General features: G+C 71.4%; 13 protein-coding genes. 7 read left to right on the top strand and 6 right to left on the bottom strand.

The features are described from left to right. Positions 1–228: 228 nt before the first annotated feature. Both treS and JK356_RS01635 read right to left on the bottom strand, forming a co-directional pair. Positions 229–1,932 carry a maltose alpha-D-glucosyltransferase gene (gene treS / locus JK356_RS01630; RefSeq protein WP_201865622.1) on the bottom strand — a complete coding sequence of 568 codons (1,704 nt, stop codon included), beginning with the start codon at positions 1,930–1,932 and terminating at the stop codon, positions 229–231. Next, the gene (locus JK356_RS01635; RefSeq protein WP_201865623.1) at positions 1,919–3,967 is read right to left on the bottom strand and encodes an alpha-1,4-glucan--maltose-1-phosphate maltosyltransferase; all 2,049 of its coding nucleotides are present in this window, start codon (positions 3,965–3,967) and stop codon (positions 1,919–1,921) included. The genes treS and JK356_RS01635 overlap by 14 nt, the downstream gene beginning before the upstream one ends. A gap of 715 nt (positions 3,968–4,682) precedes the next feature. Here JK356_RS01635 and JK356_RS01640 point away from each other — a divergent pair. The 5 genes from JK356_RS01640 to JK356_RS01660 all read left to right on the top strand — a co-directional run bounded on the left by JK356_RS01640 (position 4,683) and on the right by JK356_RS01660 (position 10,569). Next, entirely contained in the window at positions 4,683–6,353 is a 1,671-nt protein-coding gene (locus tag JK356_RS01640; RefSeq protein WP_201865624.1) for an ABC transporter substrate-binding protein, read from the top strand. 94 nt (positions 6,354–6,447) lie between these two features. Next, the gene (locus tag JK356_RS01645) at positions 6,448–7,452 is read left to right on the top strand and encodes an ABC transporter permease (RefSeq protein ID WP_201865625.1); all 1,005 of its coding nucleotides are present in this window, start codon (positions 6,448–6,450) and stop codon (positions 7,450–7,452) included. A gap of 2 nt (positions 7,453–7,454) precedes the next feature. Then, on the top strand, positions 7,455–8,426 hold the full coding sequence (locus JK356_RS01650; protein WP_201865626.1) for an ABC transporter permease: 972 nt from the start codon (positions 7,455–7,457) through the stop codon (positions 8,424–8,426). A 5-nt stretch (positions 8,427–8,431) separates the two neighbouring features. Beyond that, positions 8,432–9,469, top strand: a complete 1,038-nt coding sequence (locus JK356_RS01655; protein ID WP_201865627.1) for an ABC transporter ATP-binding protein — start codon at positions 8,432–8,434, stop codon at positions 9,467–9,469. Next, entirely contained in the window at positions 9,466–10,569 is a 1,104-nt protein-coding gene (locus tag JK356_RS01660; protein ID WP_201865628.1) for an ABC transporter ATP-binding protein, read from the top strand. The genes JK356_RS01655 and JK356_RS01660 overlap by 4 nt, the downstream gene beginning before the upstream one ends. Positions 10,570–10,599: 30 nt before the next feature. On the opposite strand, the gene JK356_RS01665 is transcribed toward JK356_RS01660, so the two are convergent. Both JK356_RS01665 and JK356_RS01670 read right to left on the bottom strand, forming a co-directional pair. Beyond that, positions 10,600–12,510 carry an ABC transporter ATP-binding protein gene (locus tag JK356_RS01665; RefSeq protein ID WP_201865629.1) on the bottom strand — a complete coding sequence of 637 codons (1,911 nt, stop codon included), beginning with the start codon at positions 12,508–12,510 and terminating at the stop codon, positions 10,600–10,602. After that, on the bottom strand, positions 12,507–14,390 hold the full coding sequence (locus JK356_RS01670; protein ID WP_201865630.1) for an ABC transporter ATP-binding protein: 1,884 nt from the start codon (positions 14,388–14,390) through the stop codon (positions 12,507–12,509). The genes JK356_RS01665 and JK356_RS01670 overlap by 4 nt, the downstream gene beginning before the upstream one ends. Before the next feature lie 137 nt (positions 14,391–14,527). Between JK356_RS01670 and JK356_RS01675 the strand changes: the two genes are divergently transcribed. Beyond that, a complete protein-coding gene (locus tag JK356_RS01675; protein ID WP_201865631.1) occupies positions 14,528–14,836 on the top strand; it encodes a hypothetical protein in 309 nt (102 codons plus the stop codon). 24 nt (positions 14,837–14,860) lie between these two features. Here the strand turns inward: JK356_RS01675 and JK356_RS01680 are convergent, their stop codons facing one another. Both JK356_RS01680 and JK356_RS01685 read right to left on the bottom strand, forming a co-directional pair. Continuing rightward, complete coding sequence (locus JK356_RS01680; protein ID WP_201865632.1) at positions 14,861–15,346, bottom strand: ATP-binding protein; 486 nt, start codon at positions 15,344–15,346, stop codon at positions 14,861–14,863. Positions 15,347–15,513: 167 nt separating this feature from the next. Continuing rightward, on the bottom strand, positions 15,514–16,719 hold the full coding sequence (locus tag JK356_RS01685; RefSeq protein ID WP_201865633.1) for an Ig-like domain-containing protein: 1,206 nt from the start codon (positions 16,717–16,719) through the stop codon (positions 15,514–15,516). Between the two features lie 256 nt (positions 16,720–16,975). Between JK356_RS01685 and glgX the strand changes: the two genes are divergently transcribed. After that, on the top strand, positions 16,976–19,186 hold the full coding sequence (gene glgX, locus JK356_RS01690; RefSeq protein WP_307815354.1) for a glycogen debranching protein GlgX: 2,211 nt from the start codon (positions 16,976–16,978) through the stop codon (positions 19,184–19,186). The last annotated feature ends 170 nt before the right edge of the window (positions 19,187–19,356 follow it).

Raw genomic sequence — 19,356 nt, forward strand, 5'->3', positions numbered from 1 at the left:
CGGGCACAGGCACAGAATTATGTGACGAAGTGTCCCGTATGGGGGGTGCTCCGCGCGCGGTGGCGGCGGACGTGTCGTCCAGGAACGGCCGTGCGGGTGAGGACGGTAACGCGGATGGAGCCAGGCCGCCGGCGGTGCGCGGCGCGGCTGCGAGGGGTGCCCCCGGCCGAAGGCCGGGGGACGGTAAGCCTGTTGAGCCGGCCGGACGGCCGGCGATGCGGTGCGGCTTCAGACCGCGGTGGGCCGGCAGAGCCGGAACCAGTAGAAGCCGTGTCCGGCCAGCGTGAGCAGGTAGGGGAGTTCACCGATGGGCGGGAACCGGACGCCGCCGATCAGCTCCACCGGGATACGCCCCTCGTACGCCCGCAGGTCCAGCTCGGTGGGCTGGGAGAAGCGGGAGAAGTTGTTGACGCACAGGACCAGGTCGTCCCCGTGCTCCCGGAGGAAGGCGAGGACGGCCGGGTTGGACGACGGCAGCTCGGCGTAGGAGCCGAGGCCGAAAGCGGGGTTCTGCTTGCGGATTTCGATCATCCGCCGTGTCCAGTGCAGCAGCGAGGAGGGCGAGCTCATGGCCGCCTCCACGTTGGTCACCTGGTACCCGTAGACCGGGTCCATGATGGCGGGCAGGAACAGCCGCCCGGGGTCGCAGGTGGAGAAGCCCGAATTGCGGTCCGGGGTCCACTGCATGGGGGTGCGGACGGCGTCGCGGTCGCCGAGCCAGATGTTGTCGCCCATCCCGATCTCGTCGCCGTAGTACAGGATCGGCGAGCCGGGCAGCGACAGCAGCAGCGCGGTGAACAGCTCGATCTGGTTGCGGTCGTTGTCGAGCAGCGGGGCCAGGCGGCGGCGGATGCCGATGTTGGCGCGCATCCGCGGGTCCTTGGCGTACTCCGCATACATGTAGTCGCGTTCCTCGTCGGTGACCATCTCCAGCGTCAGCTCGTCGTGGTTGCGCAGGAAGATGCCCCACTGGCAGCCCGAGGGGATTTGCGGGGTTTTGGCCAGGATTTCCGAGACCGGGTAGCGGGATTCCCTCCGGACGGCCATGAAGATCCGCGGCATCACCGGGAAGTGGAACGCCATGTGGCACTCGTCGCCGCCCTTGTCGTAGTCGCCGAAGTAGTCGACGACGTCCTCCGGCCACTGGTTGGCCTCGGCCAGCAGCACGGTGTCGGGGTAGTGGGCGTCGATTTCCGCCCGGACCCGCTTGAGGAAGGCGTGCGTGGCGGGGAGGTTCTCGCAGTTGGTGCCCTCCTCGGCGAAGAGGTAGGGCACTGCGTCGAGGCGGAAGCCGTCGATCCCCAGGTCCAGCCAGAACCGCAGCGCAGACAGCACTTCTTCCTGCACCTTCGGGTTCTTGTAGTTGAGATCCGGCTGGTGGGAGAAGAACCGGTGGAAGTAGTACTGCTTCCGCACCGGGTCGAAGGTCCAGTTCGACATCTCGGTGTCGACGAAGATGACGCGGGCGTCGGCGTACTGCTTGTCGTCGTCCGCCCAGATGTAGTAGTCGCCGTACGGGCCGTCAGGATCCCTGCGGGATTCCTGGAACCACCGGTGCTGGTCGCTGGTGTGGTTCATGACGAAGTCGATGATGACCCGCATGCCGCGCTGGTGGGCGGCGTCGACGAAGTTCACGAAGTCGGCGAGGTCGCCGAACTCCGGCAGGACGTCGGTGTAGTCGGAGACGTCGTAGCCGCCGTCGCGCAGCGGCGACTTGAAGAAGGGGGGAAGCCAGAGGCAGTCCACCCCGAGCCACTGCAGGTAGTCGAGCTTGGAGGTGAGCCCTTTCAGGTCGCCGATTCCGTCTCCGTTGCTGTCCTGGAACGAGCGGACCAGCACCTCGTAGAAGACCGCGCGCTTGAACCACTCGGGATCCCGCTCGCGGGCTGGCGTGTCCTCGAATGTATCGGGGACCGGCTCATTGACGCTCATGGTTGGGTGACCCTCCGGTCTGTGAGGACGGTCGCAGGGCCAAGATGTGAGCGGAGGAGGCGTACGCGTCCGTACGGCCCGGCTCAAGCCGCACATAGTTGTCCCTGCCCCAGTAGTAGGTCTCTCCAGTGAGCTCGTCGCACACTGGGAAGGGCTCGGCGCCACTTTCCTGAGCGGGGGTGAGGCCGCACCCTTTGAGTTGCGACATATCCAACGAGACGGTGGCTTCCTGGGTGTGGTGCGGATCGAGGTTGACCACGATCAGAACGCAGTCTTCGTGAGGTGTCCGCACGCGCTTCGAGTAGGCAAGGATGTGCTCGTTGTCAGTGCGGTGAAAGGCCACATTGCGCAGTCTCCGGAGGGCGGGGTGGCGGCGGCGCAGTCCGTTGAGCCGGGTGATGAGCCCGGTGATGGTCTCGCCCCGCTCCTCGGCCCCCGCCCAGTCGCGCGGGCGCAGCTGGTACTTCTCGGAATCCGCGTATTCTTCACTTCCCGGCGCGGCCGGCGTGGCTTCGCACAGCTCGTATCCCGCGTACATTCCCCAGCTCGGGGACAGGGTGGCGGCGAGCACCGCCCGGGTCTCGAACGCCGCCCTGCCGCCGTCCTGGAGATAGGCGTGGAGGATATCGGGGGTGTTGACGAAGAAGTTGGGGCGCATATATGTCGCCGCGGTGCCGCTGAGCTCGGTGACGTATTCGGTCAGCTCGGCCTTGGTCGTGCGCCAGGTGAAGTAGGTGTAGGACTGCTGGAAACCCACCTGGGCGAGCGTGTGCATCACCGCGGGCCGGGTGAACGCCTCGGCCAGGAAGATCACGTCCGGGTCGGTGCGGTTGATCTCGGCGATGACCTTCTCCCAGAACGCCACCGGCTTGGTGTGGGGGTTGTCGACGCGGAAGATGCGCACGCCGCGGGCCATCCAGAAGCGCAGCACCCGCAGCGTTTCCGTGACCAGTCCCCGGAAATCCTGTTCGAAGGAGATCGGATAGATGTCCTGGTACTTCTTGGGCGGGTTCTCGGCGAACGCGATGGAGCCGTCCGCGCGCCGGTGGAACCACTCCGGGTGCTCCTTCACCCAGGGGTGGTCCGGGCTGCACTGGAGCGCGAAGTCCAGCGCCACCTCCAGGCCCAGGGCGCTGGCCTCGGCGACGAAGGCGTCGAAGTCCTCCAGGGTCCCCAGGTCCGGGTGGACCGCGTCGTGGCCGCCGTCGGCGGAGCCGATCGCCCAGGGGCAGCCGACGTCGTCGGGTCCGGCCGTCAGCGCGCCGTTCGGGCCCTTGCGGTACGACTGGCCGATCGGGTGGATGGGCGGCAGGTAGACCACGTCGAAGCCCATGGCGGCGATGGCCGGCAGCCGCTTGGCGGCCGTGCGGAACGTGCCGGAGACCGGGGGCGCCCCCGGCTTGACCACCGCGCCCTCCGAGCGCGGGAACATCTCGTACCAGGCACCGACGAGGGCGCGTTCGCGCTCCACCAGCAGCGGCAGCGGCCGGGAGGAGCAGACGAGCTCCCGCAGCGGGTAGCGCCGCAGCAGGTCGGTCACGGGCTCGGTCAGCGCGGCGGCCAGGCGGGCGGCCGGCGGCACCGCGCGGTCTCCGAGCGCCTCGGCCGCGGCGGTCACCAGCGATCTGCCCGCGTTCCGCGGCACCCCGGCGGCGGCGCGGCGCAGCAGCTCGGCGCCCTCGGCCAGCGTGAGTTCGGCGTCGTCGGTGCCGGCCGGGATCTTTACGCGGGCGCTGTCGATCCACGTGGTCACCGGGTCCGCCCACGCCTCGACCGCGTAGGTCCAGCGCCCCTCGGTGTTCGGGGTCACCTCGGCGCCCCAGCGGTCGGTGCCGGGGGCCAGTTCGTGCATCGGCAGCCACCCGCCGCGGCGCCCGTTGGGGTCGCGCAGCACCACGTTCGCGCCAACCGCGCCCGCCCCCTCGCGGAAGACCGTCGCACTGACCAGGAAGGTCTCGCCGGGAACGGCCTTGACCGGGCGGCGGCCGCAGTCGATGCGCGGCTGGACGTCGAGGACGGGAATGCGACCGATCATGGGATCACCTGGTGACGTTGAGAACAGGGGGACTTGTCCTTTGTATCGGTTTAGACGCCATATGACCGTTCTGTTCTGCGACCGCCTTCCGACGCGTTCACCCGCGTGGGGGTTGGGAGCCGCCCGCGGCACCGGCGGCCTGGCGGCCCCGCGGGAGAAGCGCCGGAACCAGCCCGTCAGTTCGTCAGGTGATGCGATTACCGCTGTGCGGCGCGGGGCCGTTGCCCGTTGCGGCCGGGGCTGTTCCCCGTGGCGGGCGCCGCCGCTGGGCCGCAGAAAACCCCCGGTGCGTGCGGCTGCTGATCGCAGGCGGCTGGGTGTGCCGCCACCGTCCGCCGGCCAGCGTGCGGGCGTCCGCCGGCACGCCGCCGGTGGCGCCCGTCTCCGCGGTGTCCGGCCCCGGTGCGCTGATCACACCCCCGCGTGCGGGATGTGGGGGAAATAACACTTCTGTGGTGCCGCCCGAAAAAAGAGGGGTCGCCGGGGCGGGGAAACCCGGCGCGCGTAGCCGGGGGATAACGCGGGAAAGCTCGCTACTGGACCGGAATCGGGCAGAGAAGTCCGGGTTTACCGGCTGTCCGCCGAGCCGTTCCCCGCGTGGGGTCTCAGGTCGGTATCGCCGTTCAGGCCGAGGTTCACAGCTATCTACGCGCGCAGTATCGTGACCTGCCACCGAAACGCCCTACCACCACCGCCGAACCCACTGAGGTGGACGATGCGCATAGCAAGACCAAAGGCCGCCCGAGCGTTCGCGGCCGTCCTCGCCATTGGCGTGATCGCCACGGGATGCGCCGAGAGCGAGCGCGATGGCGACGGTTCGTCGAACGGCTCCGACACGTTCATCTTCGGCGCCGCCGGCGACCCCTCGTCGCTCGACCCCGCGCTGGCGAGCGACGGCGAGACCTTCCGCGTGACGCGCCAGGTCTTCGAAACGCTGCTGGACCACGAGCCGGGAGGCACCGAGCTGGTCGGCGGCCTTGCCGAGGAGTGGGAGTCCAACGAGGAAGGCACTGAGTGGACCTTCCACCTCCGCGAGGGCGTCACCTTCCACGACGGCGGTGAGCTCACCGGCGAGGTGGTCTGCCAGAACTACGACCACTGGTTCAACTGGTCGGGCACCTACCAGAACAGCGCATTGTCCTACTACTGGCAGGCCATCTTCGGTGGCTTCGCCGAGAACGAGAGCGACGAGACGCCCGAGCCCCTCTACGTGGGCTGCACCGCGCCCGACGAGCACACGGCCGTCATCGAGGTCGAGCACGCCACCGCCAATCTCCCCGGCGGCTTCTCCCTCCAGGCGTTCGGCATCCACTCGCCCGATTCCATCGCCGTCATGGAGGAGCAGCAGGCCGGCGGCGAGGGCGAGAACATCACCTACCCCGAGTACAGCCAGGAGCCCGGCACGCTGGCCGGCACTGGCCCGTTCCGCATCACCGGCTGGAACAAGGGCAACCAGGAGATCACCCTGGAGCGGTTCGACGACTACTGGGGCGACCCGGCCGGAGTCGGGACGCTGGTCTTCCGCACCATTCCGGAAGAGGACGCCCGCCGCCAGGCGCTGGAGGCCGGCGACATCCACGGCTACGACCTCGTGGCGCCCGCCGACGTCGAGGACCTGGAGCGGCAGGGCTTCCAGGTGCCCGTCCGCGACGTGTTCAACATCTTCTACGTCGGCATGACCCTGGAGCGGAACCCGGCGCTTGAGGAGCTCGAGGTCCGCCAGGCCATCGCGCACGCCCTGGACCGCCAGTCGCTCGTCGACCGGCAGCTGCCCGAGGGCGGCCAGGTCGCGACCCAGTTCGTGCCGCACACCGTCGACGGGTACTCCGAGAACGTCACCACCTACGACTACGACCCCGACCGGGCCCGGGAGCTGCTTGCCGACGCCGGATACTCCGACCTGACCGTCGACTTCTGCTACCCGACCGAGGTCACCCGGCCCTACATGCCGGCGCCCGCCGACATGTTCGAGCTGCTCCGCGCCGACCTGGAGGCCGTGGGCATCACCGTCGAGCCCCGCCCGATGCAGTGGAACCCGACCTACCTCGACACCGTCGAGAACGGCGGCTGCGACCTGCGCCTGATGGGCTGGACCGGCGACTTCAACGACGCCTACAACTTCCTCGGCACCTGGTTCGCCGGCTACTCCGCCGAGTGGGGCTTCGAGCACGAGGAGCTGTTCGAGCTGCTGGACCGGGCCGAGACCGAGCCCGACCTGGAGACCCGCGTCAGCCTCTACCAGGAAGCCAACGAGCTGATCATGGACTTCCTGCCCGGCGTGCCCGTCTCCAGCTCGCCGCCGTCCATCGCCTTCGCTGAGAACGTCAACCCGCCGACCGTCTCCCCGCTCACGCAGGAGAACTTCGCGGAGGTCTCCTTCAAGTAATCCCGCCCGCCGACCGCCCGGCTCGCGCCACCCCGCGCCGGCCGGGCGGTACGGTGCGGCCCGCCGAAAGACGAGAGAGGGGAATTTCCCCGCCGTGATCCGCGTGATCGTCCGCAGGCTGCTTCAGCTCATACCCACGCTGTTCGGCCTGACGGTCCTCCTCTTCGTGTGGGTGCACTCCCTGCCGGGAGGCCCCGCCTCCGCGCTCCTTGGCGAGCGCGCCACCGACGCCGACCGCCGCCAGATCGAGGCGGCCCTCGGCCTCGACGAGCCCTTGTGGGTGCAGTACACGCGCTGGCTGAAGCGGCTGGTCCAGCTCGACCTGGGCAGCTCCGTGCAGACCGGCCAGCCCGTGTGGGAAGAGTTCACCCGCCGCTTCCCCGCGACCGTCGAACTCACCCTGGCCGCGATGCTCCTCGCCATCGCCATCGGCATCCCGCTGGGCTACTTCGCCGCCCGCCGGCGCGGCGGCTGGCTCGACGTCACCGCCGTCTCCGGCTCCCTGATCGGCATCTGCATCCCGGTCTTCTTCCTCGCCTTCCTGCTCAAGCAGCTCTTCGCGGTCGAACTCGGCTGGCTGCCCAGCTTCGGACGGCAGACGTCCAACATCGGCGCCACGGAAGTCACCGGGTTCGCCGTCCTCGACGGCCTGCTCACCCGGGAATGGGACGCCTCCTGGGACGCGGTGCAGCACCTGGTGCTCCCGGGCATCGCCCTGGCGTCCATCCCGCTGGCCGTCATTGTCCGCATGACCCGGGCCAGCGTCCTTGAGGTGCTCGGCGAGGACTACGTGCGCACCGCCGAGTCCAAGGGCCTGACGCGCAACACCGTGCGCACCCGGCACGTGATGCGCAACGCCCTGCTGCCGGTGGTGACCGCGATCGGCCTCCTCACCGGCCAGCTGCTGTCCGGGGCGGTGCTCACCGAGTCCGTCTTCTCCTTCGGCGGCATCGGCTCCTTCATCAGAGACGCCATCGAGACCCGCGACTATCCGGTCCTGATGGGCTTCATCCTCTTCATCGCCTTCACCTACGTCGTGATCAACCTGGTGGTCGACATCTTCTACAGCCTCATCGACCCGAGAGTGCGGGTGAACTGACGATGAGCACCGGCTCGTTCCTCACCAAGAAGGCGGACACCATCGACCGCCTCGCCGAACTCACCGCGAAGCGGGACACGACCACCGGCTCCAGCCTGTGGGTGGAGGCGCTGCGCCGCCTGCGCGGCAGCAAGATGGCGCTCATCGGCGGCGGCATCATGGCGGTGTTCGTCCTCACCGCCCTGATCGGACCGCTGCTCGCCCCGCACAACCCGACCGCGCAGCTGTGGCGCGACGAGGTCTTCATCAACCGGTCAATCTTCGTCGGCCCCCGCGCCGAGAACTGGCTGGGCCTGGACCACCTCGGCCGCGACCAGTTCTCCCGCATGCTCGTGGGCGCCCGCCAGACCCTGCTCGTCGGCGTCGTCGCCACCCTCCTCGGCTTCACCGCCGGCGCCCTGCTCGGCGGCCTGTCCGGCGCCGCGCTCGCGTTCGGCGGCAAGGCCGGGCGGCGCCTGGACACCGTCCTGATGCGGTTCACGGACATGGCGCTGGCCATGCCCTCGCTGCTGCTGGCCGTGAGCATCGCCGCCGTGCTGGGGCAGAGCCTCACCACGGTGATGATCGCCGTCGGCGTCGTACAGATCCCGATCTTCGCGCGGCTGCTGCGCGGCTCCATGCTGGCGCAGGCCAACGCCGACTACGTCCTCGCCGCCCGCTCGCTGGGCGTGCGGCGGCGGCGCATCGTGCTGGCGCACGTGCTGCCCAACTCCCTCGGGCCGGTCATCGTGCAGGCCACGCTGGCGCTGGCCACCGCCATCATCGAGGCCGCCGCCCTGTCCTACCTGGGCCTGGGCAACCCCGACGCGTCGCAGCCGGAGTGGGGCGTCATGCTCGCCCAGGCGCAGCGGTTCTTCGACGCGGCGCCGATGATGTCCGTCTACCCCGCGCTCGGGATCATCATCACGGCCCTCGGCTTCACCCTGCTGGGAGAGGCCATGCGCGAGGCACTCGACCCGAAACTGCGGAGCTGATGCTCATGTCCCAGCCCCTGCTGTCCGTGGACGAACTGACCGTCACGTTCGCCCCGCGCGGCGGCCGCGGCGCGCCCGTGCGCGCGGTGGACGGCGTGTCGTTCACCATCACCGAGGGCCAGGTCACCGGCCTGGTCGGCGAGTCGGGGTGCGGCAAGAGCGTCACCTCGCTCGCCCTGATGGGCCTGCTGCCGTCCAAAGGCGTCACCGTGGGCGGCCGCGCCGACTTCGCCGGCACCGACCTGCTGTCGCTGCGCCGCAACGAGCTGCGCGACATGCGCGGCACCCAGCTGGCGATGATCTTCCAGGACCCGCTGTCCTCCCTGAACCCGGTGGTCCCCATCGGGGTGCAGGTGGCCGAGATCCTCACCCGCCACCGCGGCCTGCGCGGCAGCGCCGCCCGCGCCGAGGCGGCCACGCTGCTGGACCGCGTCGGCATCCCCGACCCGACCAGGCGGCTGCGCGAGTACCCGCACCAGCTCTCGGGCGGCATGCGGCAGCGGGCCCTGATCGCCATGGCCGTCGCGTGCGCGCCCCGGCTGCTCATCGCGGACGAGCCCACCACCGCCCTGGACGTCACCATCCAGGCGCAGATCCTGGAGCTGCTGCGCGAGCTGGTGGACCAGCAGGGCACGGCGCTGCTGATGATCACCCACGACCTTGGCGTCGTCGCGGGGCTGTGCGACACGGTGAACGTCCTGTACGCGGGCAAGGTCGTCGAGACCGCCGAACGGCGCCCGCTGTTCGCCGCCCCCGCCCACCCCTACGCCCACGGCCTGCTCGGGTCCATCCCGCGCCTGGACGCCCCGCGCGGCGAGCCGCTGAACCCGGTGCGCGGCTCCATCAACGACACCATCGCCTGGGCCGACGGCTGCGCCTTCGCGCCCCGCTGCGACCACGTCACGATGGACTGCCTCACCGGCACGCCCGCCCTCGGGCCCGTCCCCGCCGGCGCGGCGGATCAGGCCGGCGGCCACCTCGTGAGGTGCGTCAACCCGGTCGTCCCGGCGCCGGAACCCCAGAACACGGAGGCCCCCGCATGAGCCTGCTCAGCCTGGACGACGTGAAGGTCCACTTCCCCGTCAAGCGCGGCGTGCTGTTCGACCGGACCGTCGGGCACGTGTACGCGGTCGACGGCGTGTCCCTGTCGATCGACTCCGGCCAGACCTACGGGCTGGTGGGGGAGTCCGGCTGCGGCAAGACGACGCTGGGCCGGGCGGTGCTGCGGCTGACCGACATCACCAGCGGCAAGGTCGTCTTCGACGGCACCGACCTGGCGCAGCTGCCCGCGGAGGAGATGCGCCGCGCCCGGCGCCGCCTCCAGATGGTCTTCCAGGACCCGCTGGGCAGCCTCAACCCCCGGCAGAACATCGAGTCGATCCTCGCCGAGGGCATGGCGGCGCACGGCATCGGCGCCAACCGGGCGGAGCGCCGCGCGAAGATCAGCGAGATCCTCGAACGCGTCGGCCTGCCGTCCTCGGCGCTCTCCCGCTACCCGCACGAGTTCTCCGGCGGGCAGCGGCAGCGCATCGGCATCGCCCGCGCGCTCGTGCTCGAGCCGGACCTGGTGATCTGCGACGAGCCGGTCTCCGCCCTCGACGTCTCCATCCAGGCGCAGGTGCTCAACCTGCTGGAGGAGCTCCAGGAGTCGATGGGCCTGACCTACCTGGTCATCGCCCATGACCTCGCCGTGGTGCGCCACATCTCCGACCGGATCGGCGTGATGTACCTCGGCGGGCTGGTCGAGGAGGCGGCGAGCGACGAGCTGTACGAGAACCCGCGCCACCCCTACACCCGGGCGCTGATGTCGGCTGTCCCCGTGCCCGACCCGGACAAGGAGGACACCCGGGAGCGCATCCTGCTCTCCGGCGACCTCCCGTCACCCGCCAGCCCGCCCGCCGGGTGCCGCTTCCACACCCGCTGCCCCTGGCGGCAGCCGGAGCGGTGCGACACCGAACGGCCGGTGCTGACCGATATCGGCGGCGGGCACCGGGTGGCCTGCCACTACGCGGCGGGCATCGCGGACGGCAGCATCCGGCCCACGCAGGAGCTGGCGCCCCGCGTCCTGCGCGCCGCCAACGGCGGCAACGGCACCGGTGGCACGGGCACGAAGGCCGAGCCGGTCGGCCCCGTCAAGCGCTGACGGGGCCGCCGCTCCCGCGGCCGGCCGCCGTCAGACCAGCGACTCGCGCCACGCCTGGTGCAGCGTGGCGAACCGGCCGGTGCCGCCGATCAGCTCGGCGGGCGTGCCGTCCTCGACGATGCGCCCGCTCTCCATCACCAGCACCCGGTCGGCGACCTCCACCGTGGACAGCCGGTGCGCGATGACCAGCGCCGTGCGGTTGCGCAGCACCGTCTCCATGGCGTGCTGCACGGCCTTCTCGCCGGGGATGTCGAGCGAGGACGTCGCCTCGTCGAGGATCACCACGGCGGGGTCGGCCAGCACCACCCGGGCGAACGCCACGAGCTGCCGCTGCCCGGCGGAGATGCGGCTGCCGCGCTTGCGCACGTCCGTGTCGTAGCCGTCGGGCAGCGAAGCGATGAAGGGGTGCGCGCCGATGGCCATGGCGGCGCGCTCGATCTCCTCCCGGGTGGCCTCGGGGCGGCCCAGCGCGATGTTCTCCGCGATCGTCCCGGAGAACAAGAACGCCTCCTGCGTCACCATCACCACGCCGCGCCGCAGCTCCGGCAGGCTCAGCGTGCGCAGGTCCGTGCCGTCCAGGAGCACCCGGCCCTCGGTCGGGTCGTAGAACCGCGCCAGCAGCTTCGCCAGCGTGGACTTGCCCGCGCCCGTCGCCCCGACCAGCGCCGTAGTCTGGCCCGCGGGGATCCGCAGCGAGAACCTGGGCAGCACCTCGCCGCCCGTGCGGTAGGCGAACCGCACGTTGTCGAAGACGACCTCCCGGCCCCGCGTGGACCCGGACAGCTCAGGCAGCCGCGCCGGCCGCTCCGGCTCCGGCACGTCGGGCCGCTGGCAGAGCAGGCCGGCGATCTTCTCCAGCGAGGCGGCGGCGGACTGGTAGTTGTTCAGGATCATGGCGAAGCGGTCGAGCGGGTCGTACAGCCGCCGCACGTACAGGGCGCCCGCCGCCAGCACGCCGAGCTCCAGGTCGCCCGAGGTGACGCGGTGCGCCCCCCACAGCACGATCGCGGCCGTGGCGCACGCCACGATCAGCCGGGAGAGCGTCACGAAGCGCGCCAGCTCCAGAATGCCGTCGCCGTTGAGCCGCTCGTGGCGGTGGTTGAGCACCGCGAACGCCTCGTCGTTGGCCTTCTCACGGCGGAACGCCTGCACCGGCCGGATGCCGCCGATCGTCTCGGAGAACTTGACGATCACCTTCGCCATGGCCGTGGACCGCTTGCTGAACCGCTCCGACGCGCGCCGCCGGTAGTCGCGCACCAGCAGGGACAGCGGCACGAACGACAGCAGCGCCGCCGTGCCCAGGCCCACGTCCAGGTAGAACAGCAGCGAGCTGATGTAGACGACCGAAACGGTCATCATCAGCAGGTCCTGCAGGCCCTCATCCAGCAGTTCGCGCAGCGACTGCACGTCGGTGGTGGCGCGCGAGATCAGGCGGCCCGAGGTGTAGCGGTCGTGGAAGTCGAGGCTGAGGGCCTGGGCGTGGCGGTAGATGCGGCTGCGCAGGTCCAGCAGCACGCCCTGGTTGACGCGGGCCGCCACCTGGATGAAACAGAACTGGAGCAGCCCGCCCGCCAGCGCGCAGACCAGGTAGGCGCACGCGACGGCGATCAGCGGCCCGTTGTCGTCCTCCCGCAGCGCGGGCACGCCGCGGTCGATGCCGTAGGCGACCAGCAGCGGCACCGCCTGCACGGCTGCCTGCTGGCTCAGCAGCAGCAGCGCGCCCAGCGCGACGCGCGCCTTGTGGGGCCGCAGCAGCGAGCCGAGCAGCCGCCGGGAGGCACCCGGGGGCGTCGGCAGCGTGTCCTGATCGAAGGGGTCGGACGCCTCAGACGGACCGGACGGACTGGAGAGACCGGACGGGCCAGCCTTCCCGGCCGGCCCCTCCTCGCGGGGCACCGGCGGCTCGTCGGGCGAGGACGGCAGCGTCGGGGTCGTGGTCATCGGACGGGAACCTCCCTGCCGGTGGTCCCGCCGGTACCGGTCTCCGCGCCGGCCTGCGGCGAGGTCCCAGACAGCGGCTCACCGGTCATCAGGTGCCGGTACTCGGCGCTGCGCTGGAGCAGCTCGGAGTGGGTGCCCACGTCGGCGATCCGGCCGCCGGAGAGCAGCGCCACCCGGTCGGCAAGCTGCACGGTGGAGGGGCGGTGCGCCACGACGAGGGCCGTGGTGCCCGCCAGCACCTCCCGCAGCGCCGCCTCGACGCGCGCCTCGGTGTGGACGTCCAGGGCGGAGAGCGGGTCGTCGAGGATGAGGAACGGCGGCCGGCCGATGACGGCGCGGGCCAGGGCGAGCCGCTGCCGCTGGCCGCCGGACAGGCTCAGCCCCTGCTCGCCGACCTCGGTCTCCGCGCCCTGGGGCAGCGCGGCCACGAAGTCGGCCGCCTGGCTGACCCGCAGGGCGCGTGCGAAGCTGTCGGCCCCGCCGCTGGCGGGGTCGCGCAGCCCCATCTCGACGTTCTCCCGCACCGTGGCGGAGAACAGCGTGGGCTCCTCGAAGGCGGCGCCGACCAGCTCGCGGACCCGTCGGCGGGGGAGCGTGGCGATGTCTGTGCCGTCGAGCGTGATCCTGCCGGAGGTGACCTCGTACAGCCGGGGCACCAGCGACAGCAGCGTCGTCTTGCCGCTGCCCGTGCCGCCGACGAGCGCCATCGTCTCGCCGTGCCGCACGTGCAGGTCGATGCCGTTGAGCACCGGTGTGGAGTTCTCGGGGGCCTCGGGGTACCGGAAGACGACGCCGTCGAAGCGCAGCCCTCGCTCGCCGCCGGCCGTGGGCGCCGGCGCGGGCGCGGCGCGCTCGGCGGGGGCGTCGGGCGGGATCTCGGTGTCCATCACCTCGAAGAAGCGGTCGGTGGCGGTGCTGGCTTCGTTCGCCAGGGCCAGCAGGAAGCCGATCGACTCCACGGGCCAGCGCAGCGCCATCGCGGTGGTCATGAACGCCACGAGCGTGCCGGCCGTCAGGTCATTGTCGGCGACCTGCGCGATGCCCAGCACCAGCGCCGTGCCCAGGAACAGCTCGGGGAGGACCAGGATGACCATCCAGATGCCCGCGAGCAGGCGGGCCTTGCGCAGCTCGGTGCCGTACAGCCGCCGCGAGAGCTGCTGGAAGGCCCGCGCCTGGCTGCGGTGCCTGCCGAAGCCCTTGATGACGCGGATGCCGAGGATGGACTCCTCCACCAGCGTCGTCAGGTCGCCCATCTGGTCCTGCGCCCGGCGGGCGGCGACCGCGTACTTGGTCTCGAAGACGGCGCACACCAGGATCAGCGGCAGCACGGGGGCGATGAGCACCAGGCCCAGGCCCCAGTCCTGCACCAGCAGCACGGCGCAGCCGATGAGGATGGTCGCGCTGTTGACGATCAGGAACGTCAGGCCGAACGCCAGGAACATCCGCAGCAGCTGGAGGTCGCCCGTGCCGCGGGAGAGGAGCTGCCCGGTGGCCCAGCGGTCGTGGAACGCGACGGGCAGGCGCTGCACGTGCTGGTAGAGCGCCCCGCGCATGCTGGCCTCGACGCCCGCGAGCGGCCGGGCCACGAGCCACCGCCGCAGGCCGAAGAGCAGCGCCTCGACGACGCCGACGGCCAGCAGGACGCCGCCGCCCAGCCAGACCCCCGCGGTGTCGCCGTCGGCGACGGGGCCGTCGACGATCCACTTGAGGATCAGCGGCATGATCAGCGCCATGGAGGCGGCGATGATGGCCACGGCGGCCGCGCCGAACAGACGGGCGCGCACGGGCCGTACGTAGGGCCACAGCCGGAGCAGGGAACGGACGACCGAGCGTTGTCGGGGCTGGCTGGTGGCGGCGGGGGCTTCGGCTGAGGCAGACATCATTACCGAGGTTACGGACTGGCTCGGACAGTGCCCACCCGGTTTTCCGGCGTAGGTCCTGGGGCCTGGTCCCGCCTGGCGCGGCCGTCGCCGCTGGCCGGGACCGGTTGTCGGTGCCGCCTTCTAGGCTGGCAGGCATGGACTCCGCGAGTGACCTCAGGGAGCTTCAGTCCGCCGTGCGGGTGGCGTCCGACATCGCCTTCGACCAGCAGCCGCCGGGGCCCGAGGAGGCCGAGGCGCTGGTGGCGGCGCTGCGGCGCGCGCTGGCCGCGGCACAGGCGCTGAGCGACGGGCCGGGCACGACCGGCTGCCCGGAGCACCCGCGCGGTGCGGTGGACCCGCTCTACTACGACAAGGAGAGCCCGCTGCCGCCCGGCTGGGGCAAGTGCCTGCTGTGCAATGACCGGCGGCGCCGTGCCAGTGCCCGGCGCCGGCCGCTGCGCTGAGACGCCCGCCGGATGCCGTGCCGCTCAGGTGCAGGTGCGGCCGGGCACCCGCATCTCGAACCAGGTGGACTTGCCGTGCGGCAGCAGATCGACGCCCCAGCGGCCCGCCAGCATGTTCACCAGGTGCAGGCCGCGGCCGCTGACGTCCAGGTCGCGGACCGGCAGGCGGCAGGGCAGGGCCCGGGACGGATCGCGCACCTCGCAGCGGATCCAGTCGCGGCGGCGCCTGATCCGCAGGCCGAAGACGTGCGCCCCGGCGTGCTGCACCGCGTTGCCGACCAGTTCAGAGGTGAGCAGCACGGCCGTGTCGGTGACGTCGGGCGGCAGGCCCCAGCGGTGGTGGAGCATGCTCCGCACCAGGCGGCGGGCGACCCCGGCGGACTCGGGGCGGGACGGCAGCCGCGCTTCGCCCGGCCAGGCGTCGTGGGTCAGCTCCCACGGCGCCGTGGGCGGCCCGTCCATGCCGTGTTCGTGACTCGCCTCGCGCGGAGGCCCTGCCGTGCTCGCCATGCCCTCATGATGGACCGTATATGCCGCCCATGAGGGTGAATTGAGGGTAGTTGGCCCGTGTGGGGTACGTGGGGCTTCCGTGACGGGCCTCATATGCCCAGGGCAGGTGGCCCGGGCGGCGCCGCGTGCCCCCGGTCACTTCCGGGGGCACGCGGGGAGCGCGGGCGTCACTCGTTCGCGCCCCAGTCGCTCCAGTCCATGTTCCAGCCGCTGAGCCCGTTGTCCGGCGCGATGATGTCGTCGTTGGAGTTGACGACCTCGACCACGTCGCCGATCAGGGAGTTCTCGAAGAACCACGCCCCCGGGGTGGAGGGGTCGCCCGCGCCCTGCACGTCCTCCAGACCGATGCAGCCGTGGCTGGCGTTGACGTTGCCGAACGTCGACGAGCCGGACCAGTAGTTGCCGTGGATGAACGTGCCGGAGGTGCTCAGCCGCATCGCGTGCGGCACGTCGGGGATGTCGTACTCGCCGCCGTACCCGACCGTCGCGCCGTCCATCCTGGTCTCGGTCAGGCGCTCGGTGATCACCATCTTGCCGTTCCAGGTGTCGTACCCGGGAGCGCCGGTGGTCACGGGCAGGGTCCGGATCGTCTCACCGTCCCGCACCACGTCCATGGTGAGGGTGTTGACGTCGACGGTGCTGATCTGGCTGCGGCCGATGGTGAAGCCGATGTCCTCGTGCAGGGTGCCGTAGACGCCCTCGGCTCCCTCCACGCCGCGCAGCCGGAAGCTGACGGACACCTCGGTGCCCGGCTCCCAGTACTCCTGGGGGCGGAAGTCCAGGCGCTGGTTGCCGAACCAGTGGCCCCGCACCTCCACCTCCGGGTCGGCGCTGATCCGCACGGCGTCCTCGACGGCCTCGGTGTTCTCGATCGGGGTGTCGAAGGTCAGCGACAGGATCATGCCGACCCCGGTGACCGACTCGTCGGGGATGTTCCAGTTGGTGGTGAAGGTGGCGTCGGCCTCGACCGTGGTGAAGGTGGAGGTTGCCGTCTCCTCCTCGCCGTCGCCGTTCTCCGCGACGGCCTCCACGGTGTACTCGGCGCCGTTGGCCAAGTGTTCCGAGGGCTCCCAGCGCGCGCCGTCCTCGGACAGTTCGCCGGGCACTTCCTCGCCCTCGTCGCTGGTGACCGTCACGCCGGTGAGGGAGCCGCCCTCGGCGGTGACCTCCAGCTCGCCCGAGGTCGCTACGCCGGTGGCGCCGTCCTCGGGCGTGATGGTGACCTCGACCGGCCCGCCGTTCCCCGCACCGTCCCCGCCGCCGCGGTCGTCCGCCTCGCTGCTGGTGCACGCCGCCAGGCCGAGCAGCAGTACCCCCAGCACCGCCGCGACGACGGAGTCCCGTGCCGTTCTCCGGTCATTGCCTGTCCGCACTGCGTGTCCCCTCCATGTCACCCGTGCGCGCGGCACTGCTCATATATGACTAATTGGAAGGTAATCACACTGGTGAGACGGAAGAGGGGCGGGATTGTCACTGTTCCGTCCCAGTCCGAGGCGCGTGCGCCCCGCCTGGCGACGGCTGCCGTGGCAAAATTCGGGAAATCCCGGCGTCACTGTCGTTTCTGACGTGCCGTGGGCCGCGGACGAGGCCGGGACCCGCGCGACCGGGCACGGGACGTGGGAGGCCAGCGTGCCCCAGTCATCCGAGGTGTGGCCAGGCGAACCGCACCCGCTCGGCGCCTGGTTCCAGCGGGCACCGCAGGGACCCGAGGGCACCAACTTCGCGCTCTGGGCGGGCGGAGCGGAGGCCGTCGACCTGTGCCTCTTCGACGACGACGGCCACGAGACGCGCTACCGCCTCGAAGAGCTGACACCCGAGATCTGGCACGGCTTCCTCCCCGGCGTCCGCCCCGGCCAGCGCTACGGCTACCGCGTCCACGGCCCGTGGGACCCGGGCAACGGCGCCCGGTGGAACCCCGCCAAGCTGCTCATCGACCCCTACGCCCGCGCCATCGACGCCGGCCAGGACGCCTGCGTCACCACGGAGAACGGCACCACCTGCCTGCCCGCCGAGGTCTACGGCCACGTCCGCGACTGGCACCGCCAGGACGCCGCCGACACCGTCCGCGACGACCGCGACTCCGCGCCGTTCGTCCCCAAGGGCGTCGTCGTCGACGACGAACTCACCGGCGGTGCGGGGCAGGACGACCGCCGCCCGGCCACCGACTGGGCCGACTCCGTCATCTACGAGCTCCACGTGCGCGGCTTCACGATGCGTCACCCCGGCATCCCCGAGCACCTGCGCGGTACCTACGCCGGACTCGCCCATCCCGCCGCCGTCGAGCACCTGACCTCACTCGGTGTCACCGCCGTCGAACTCCTGCCGGTCCACCAGTTCGTCCACGAAGACCACCTGCTCCGCCGTGGCCTGCGCACCTACTGGGGCTACAGCTCCATCGGCTACTTCGCCCCCCACGCCGCCTACAGCGCCAGCGGCAGCCGCGGCCAGCAGGTCAGCGAGTTCAGGCAGCTGGTCCGCACCCTGCACGCCGCCGGTATCGAGGTCATCCTCGACGTCGTCTACAACCACACCGCCGAGGGCAGCCACCTCGGCCCCACCCTGTCGCTGCGCGGCATCTCCAACACCGGCTACTACCGCCTGGCCGACGACCCCCGCTACTACGCCGACTACACCGGCTGCGGCAACACCCTGCACGTCGTCCAGCCGCAGGTGCTCCGCCTGATCACCGACTCCCTGCGGTACTGGGTCACCGAGATGGGCGTCGACGGCTTCCGCTTCGACCTGGCCGCCGCGCTCGCCCGCGCCATGCACGACGTCGACATGCTCTCGCCGTTCCTCGCCGTCATCGCCCAGGACCCGGTGCTGCGCCGGGTCAAGCTCATCGCCGAGCCCTGGGACGTCGGCAGCGGCGGCTACCAGGTCGGCGCGTTCCCCCCGCTGTGGACCGAATGGAACGACCGCTACCGCGACACCGTCCGCGACTTCTGGCGCGGCGCGCTGCCCGACGTGCGCGACCTCGGCTACCGCCTGTCCGGCTCCAGCGACCTGTACGCCTGGGGCGGCCGCCGGCCGTACGCCTCCGTCAACTTCGTCACCTCGCACGACGGGTTCACGCTGCGGGACCTCGTCTCCTACGAGCGCAAGCACAACGAAGCCAACGGCGACGGCAACCGCGACGGCACCGACGACAACCGGTCCTGGAACTGCGGCGCCGAGGGCGAGACCGACGACCCGCGCATCACCGCGCTCCGCCGCCGCCAGCTGCGCAACCTCCTCACCACGCTGCTGCTGTCCACCGGCGTGCCGATGCTGGTCGCCGGCGATGAGATGGGCCGCACCCAGCGCGGCAACAACAACGCCTACTGCCAGGACAACGAGATCAGCTGGCTCGACTGGTCCCTGCGGGACGACCCCGGCTGGCGCGCCCTGCTGGACCTGACGCGCCGCCTGATCCGGCTGCGCCGCGCCCATCCGGTGCTGCGCCGCCGCGCGTTCTTCTCCGGCCGCCGCCAGGGCCCCCACGGCATGCGCGACCTGGGCTGGTTCGCCGCCGACGGCAAGGAGATGACCGAGGAGGACTGGTACGCGCCCGGCAGCACGCTGGGCATGTTCCTCTCCGGGCGCGACATCCCGCAGCGGGACGACCGCGGCCGGCCCGTCACGGACGACAGCTTCCTCGTGCTGCTGCACGCCGGCGCCGAGGACGTGGCGTTCCCGCTGCCCGGAGCGCCGTGGGCGGACGCGTACGAGCTGCTGGCCGACACCTCCCGCGAGGACCAGGCCGGGCCGCCCGGGTCGCGCCACCCGGGCGGCTCCGTCCTCACGCTGCCGGCGCGTTCGGTGCTGCTGCTGCGCGCGCTGCCCCCCGGGGCGGGGTGAGCGCGCTCCGCCCTCGGCCAGCCAGGGTTTCCCCGCCGGGCCAGCTAGCCGCCGCCGGCGGCCTCCGGCAACGGCGGCGAGAGCGGCAACGGCCGGGACCAGCCCGAGGATGGCCGCCAGCGCGGCCGGAAAGCCACGGGTACGACTGCTGGTTCCCGCGCCTCTCCCAG

The organism is Streptomyces sp. 7-21 (assembly GCF_016741785.1).
Taxonomy (GTDB): domain Bacteria; phylum Actinomycetota; class Actinomycetes; order Streptomycetales; family Streptomycetaceae; genus Streptomyces.

Bases quoted from the DNA above. Each gene is read 5' to 3' on its own strand.
- JK356_RS01680 (WP_201865632.1), bottom strand. From the start codon at position 15,346: ATGGCGAGCACGGCAGGGCCTCCGCGCGAGGCGAGTCACGAACACGGC.
- JK356_RS01650 (WP_201865626.1), top strand. From the start codon at position 7,455: ATGAGCACCGGCTCGTTCCTCACCAAGAAGGCGGACACCATCGACCGC.
- JK356_RS01670 (WP_201865630.1), bottom strand. From the start codon at position 14,390: ATGTCTGCCTCAGCCGAAGCCCCCGCCGCCACCAGCCAGCCCCGACAA.
- JK356_RS01665 (WP_201865629.1), bottom strand. From the start codon at position 12,510: ATGACCACGACCCCGACGCTGCCGTCCTCGCCCGACGAGCCGCCGGTG.
- treS (WP_201865622.1), bottom strand. From the start codon at position 1,932: ATGAGCGTCAATGAGCCGGTCCCCGATACATTCGAGGACACGCCAGCC.
- JK356_RS01635 (WP_201865623.1), bottom strand. From the start codon at position 3,967: ATGATCGGTCGCATTCCCGTCCTCGACGTCCAGCCGCGCATCGACTGC.
- JK356_RS01660 (WP_201865628.1), top strand. From the start codon at position 9,466: ATGAGCCTGCTCAGCCTGGACGACGTGAAGGTCCACTTCCCCGTCAAG.
- JK356_RS01655 (WP_201865627.1), top strand. From the start codon at position 8,432: ATGTCCCAGCCCCTGCTGTCCGTGGACGAACTGACCGTCACGTTCGCC.
- JK356_RS01640 (WP_201865624.1), top strand. From the start codon at position 4,683: ATGCGCATAGCAAGACCAAAGGCCGCCCGAGCGTTCGCGGCCGTCCTC.
- JK356_RS01675 (WP_201865631.1), top strand. From the start codon at position 14,528: ATGGACTCCGCGAGTGACCTCAGGGAGCTTCAGTCCGCCGTGCGGGTG.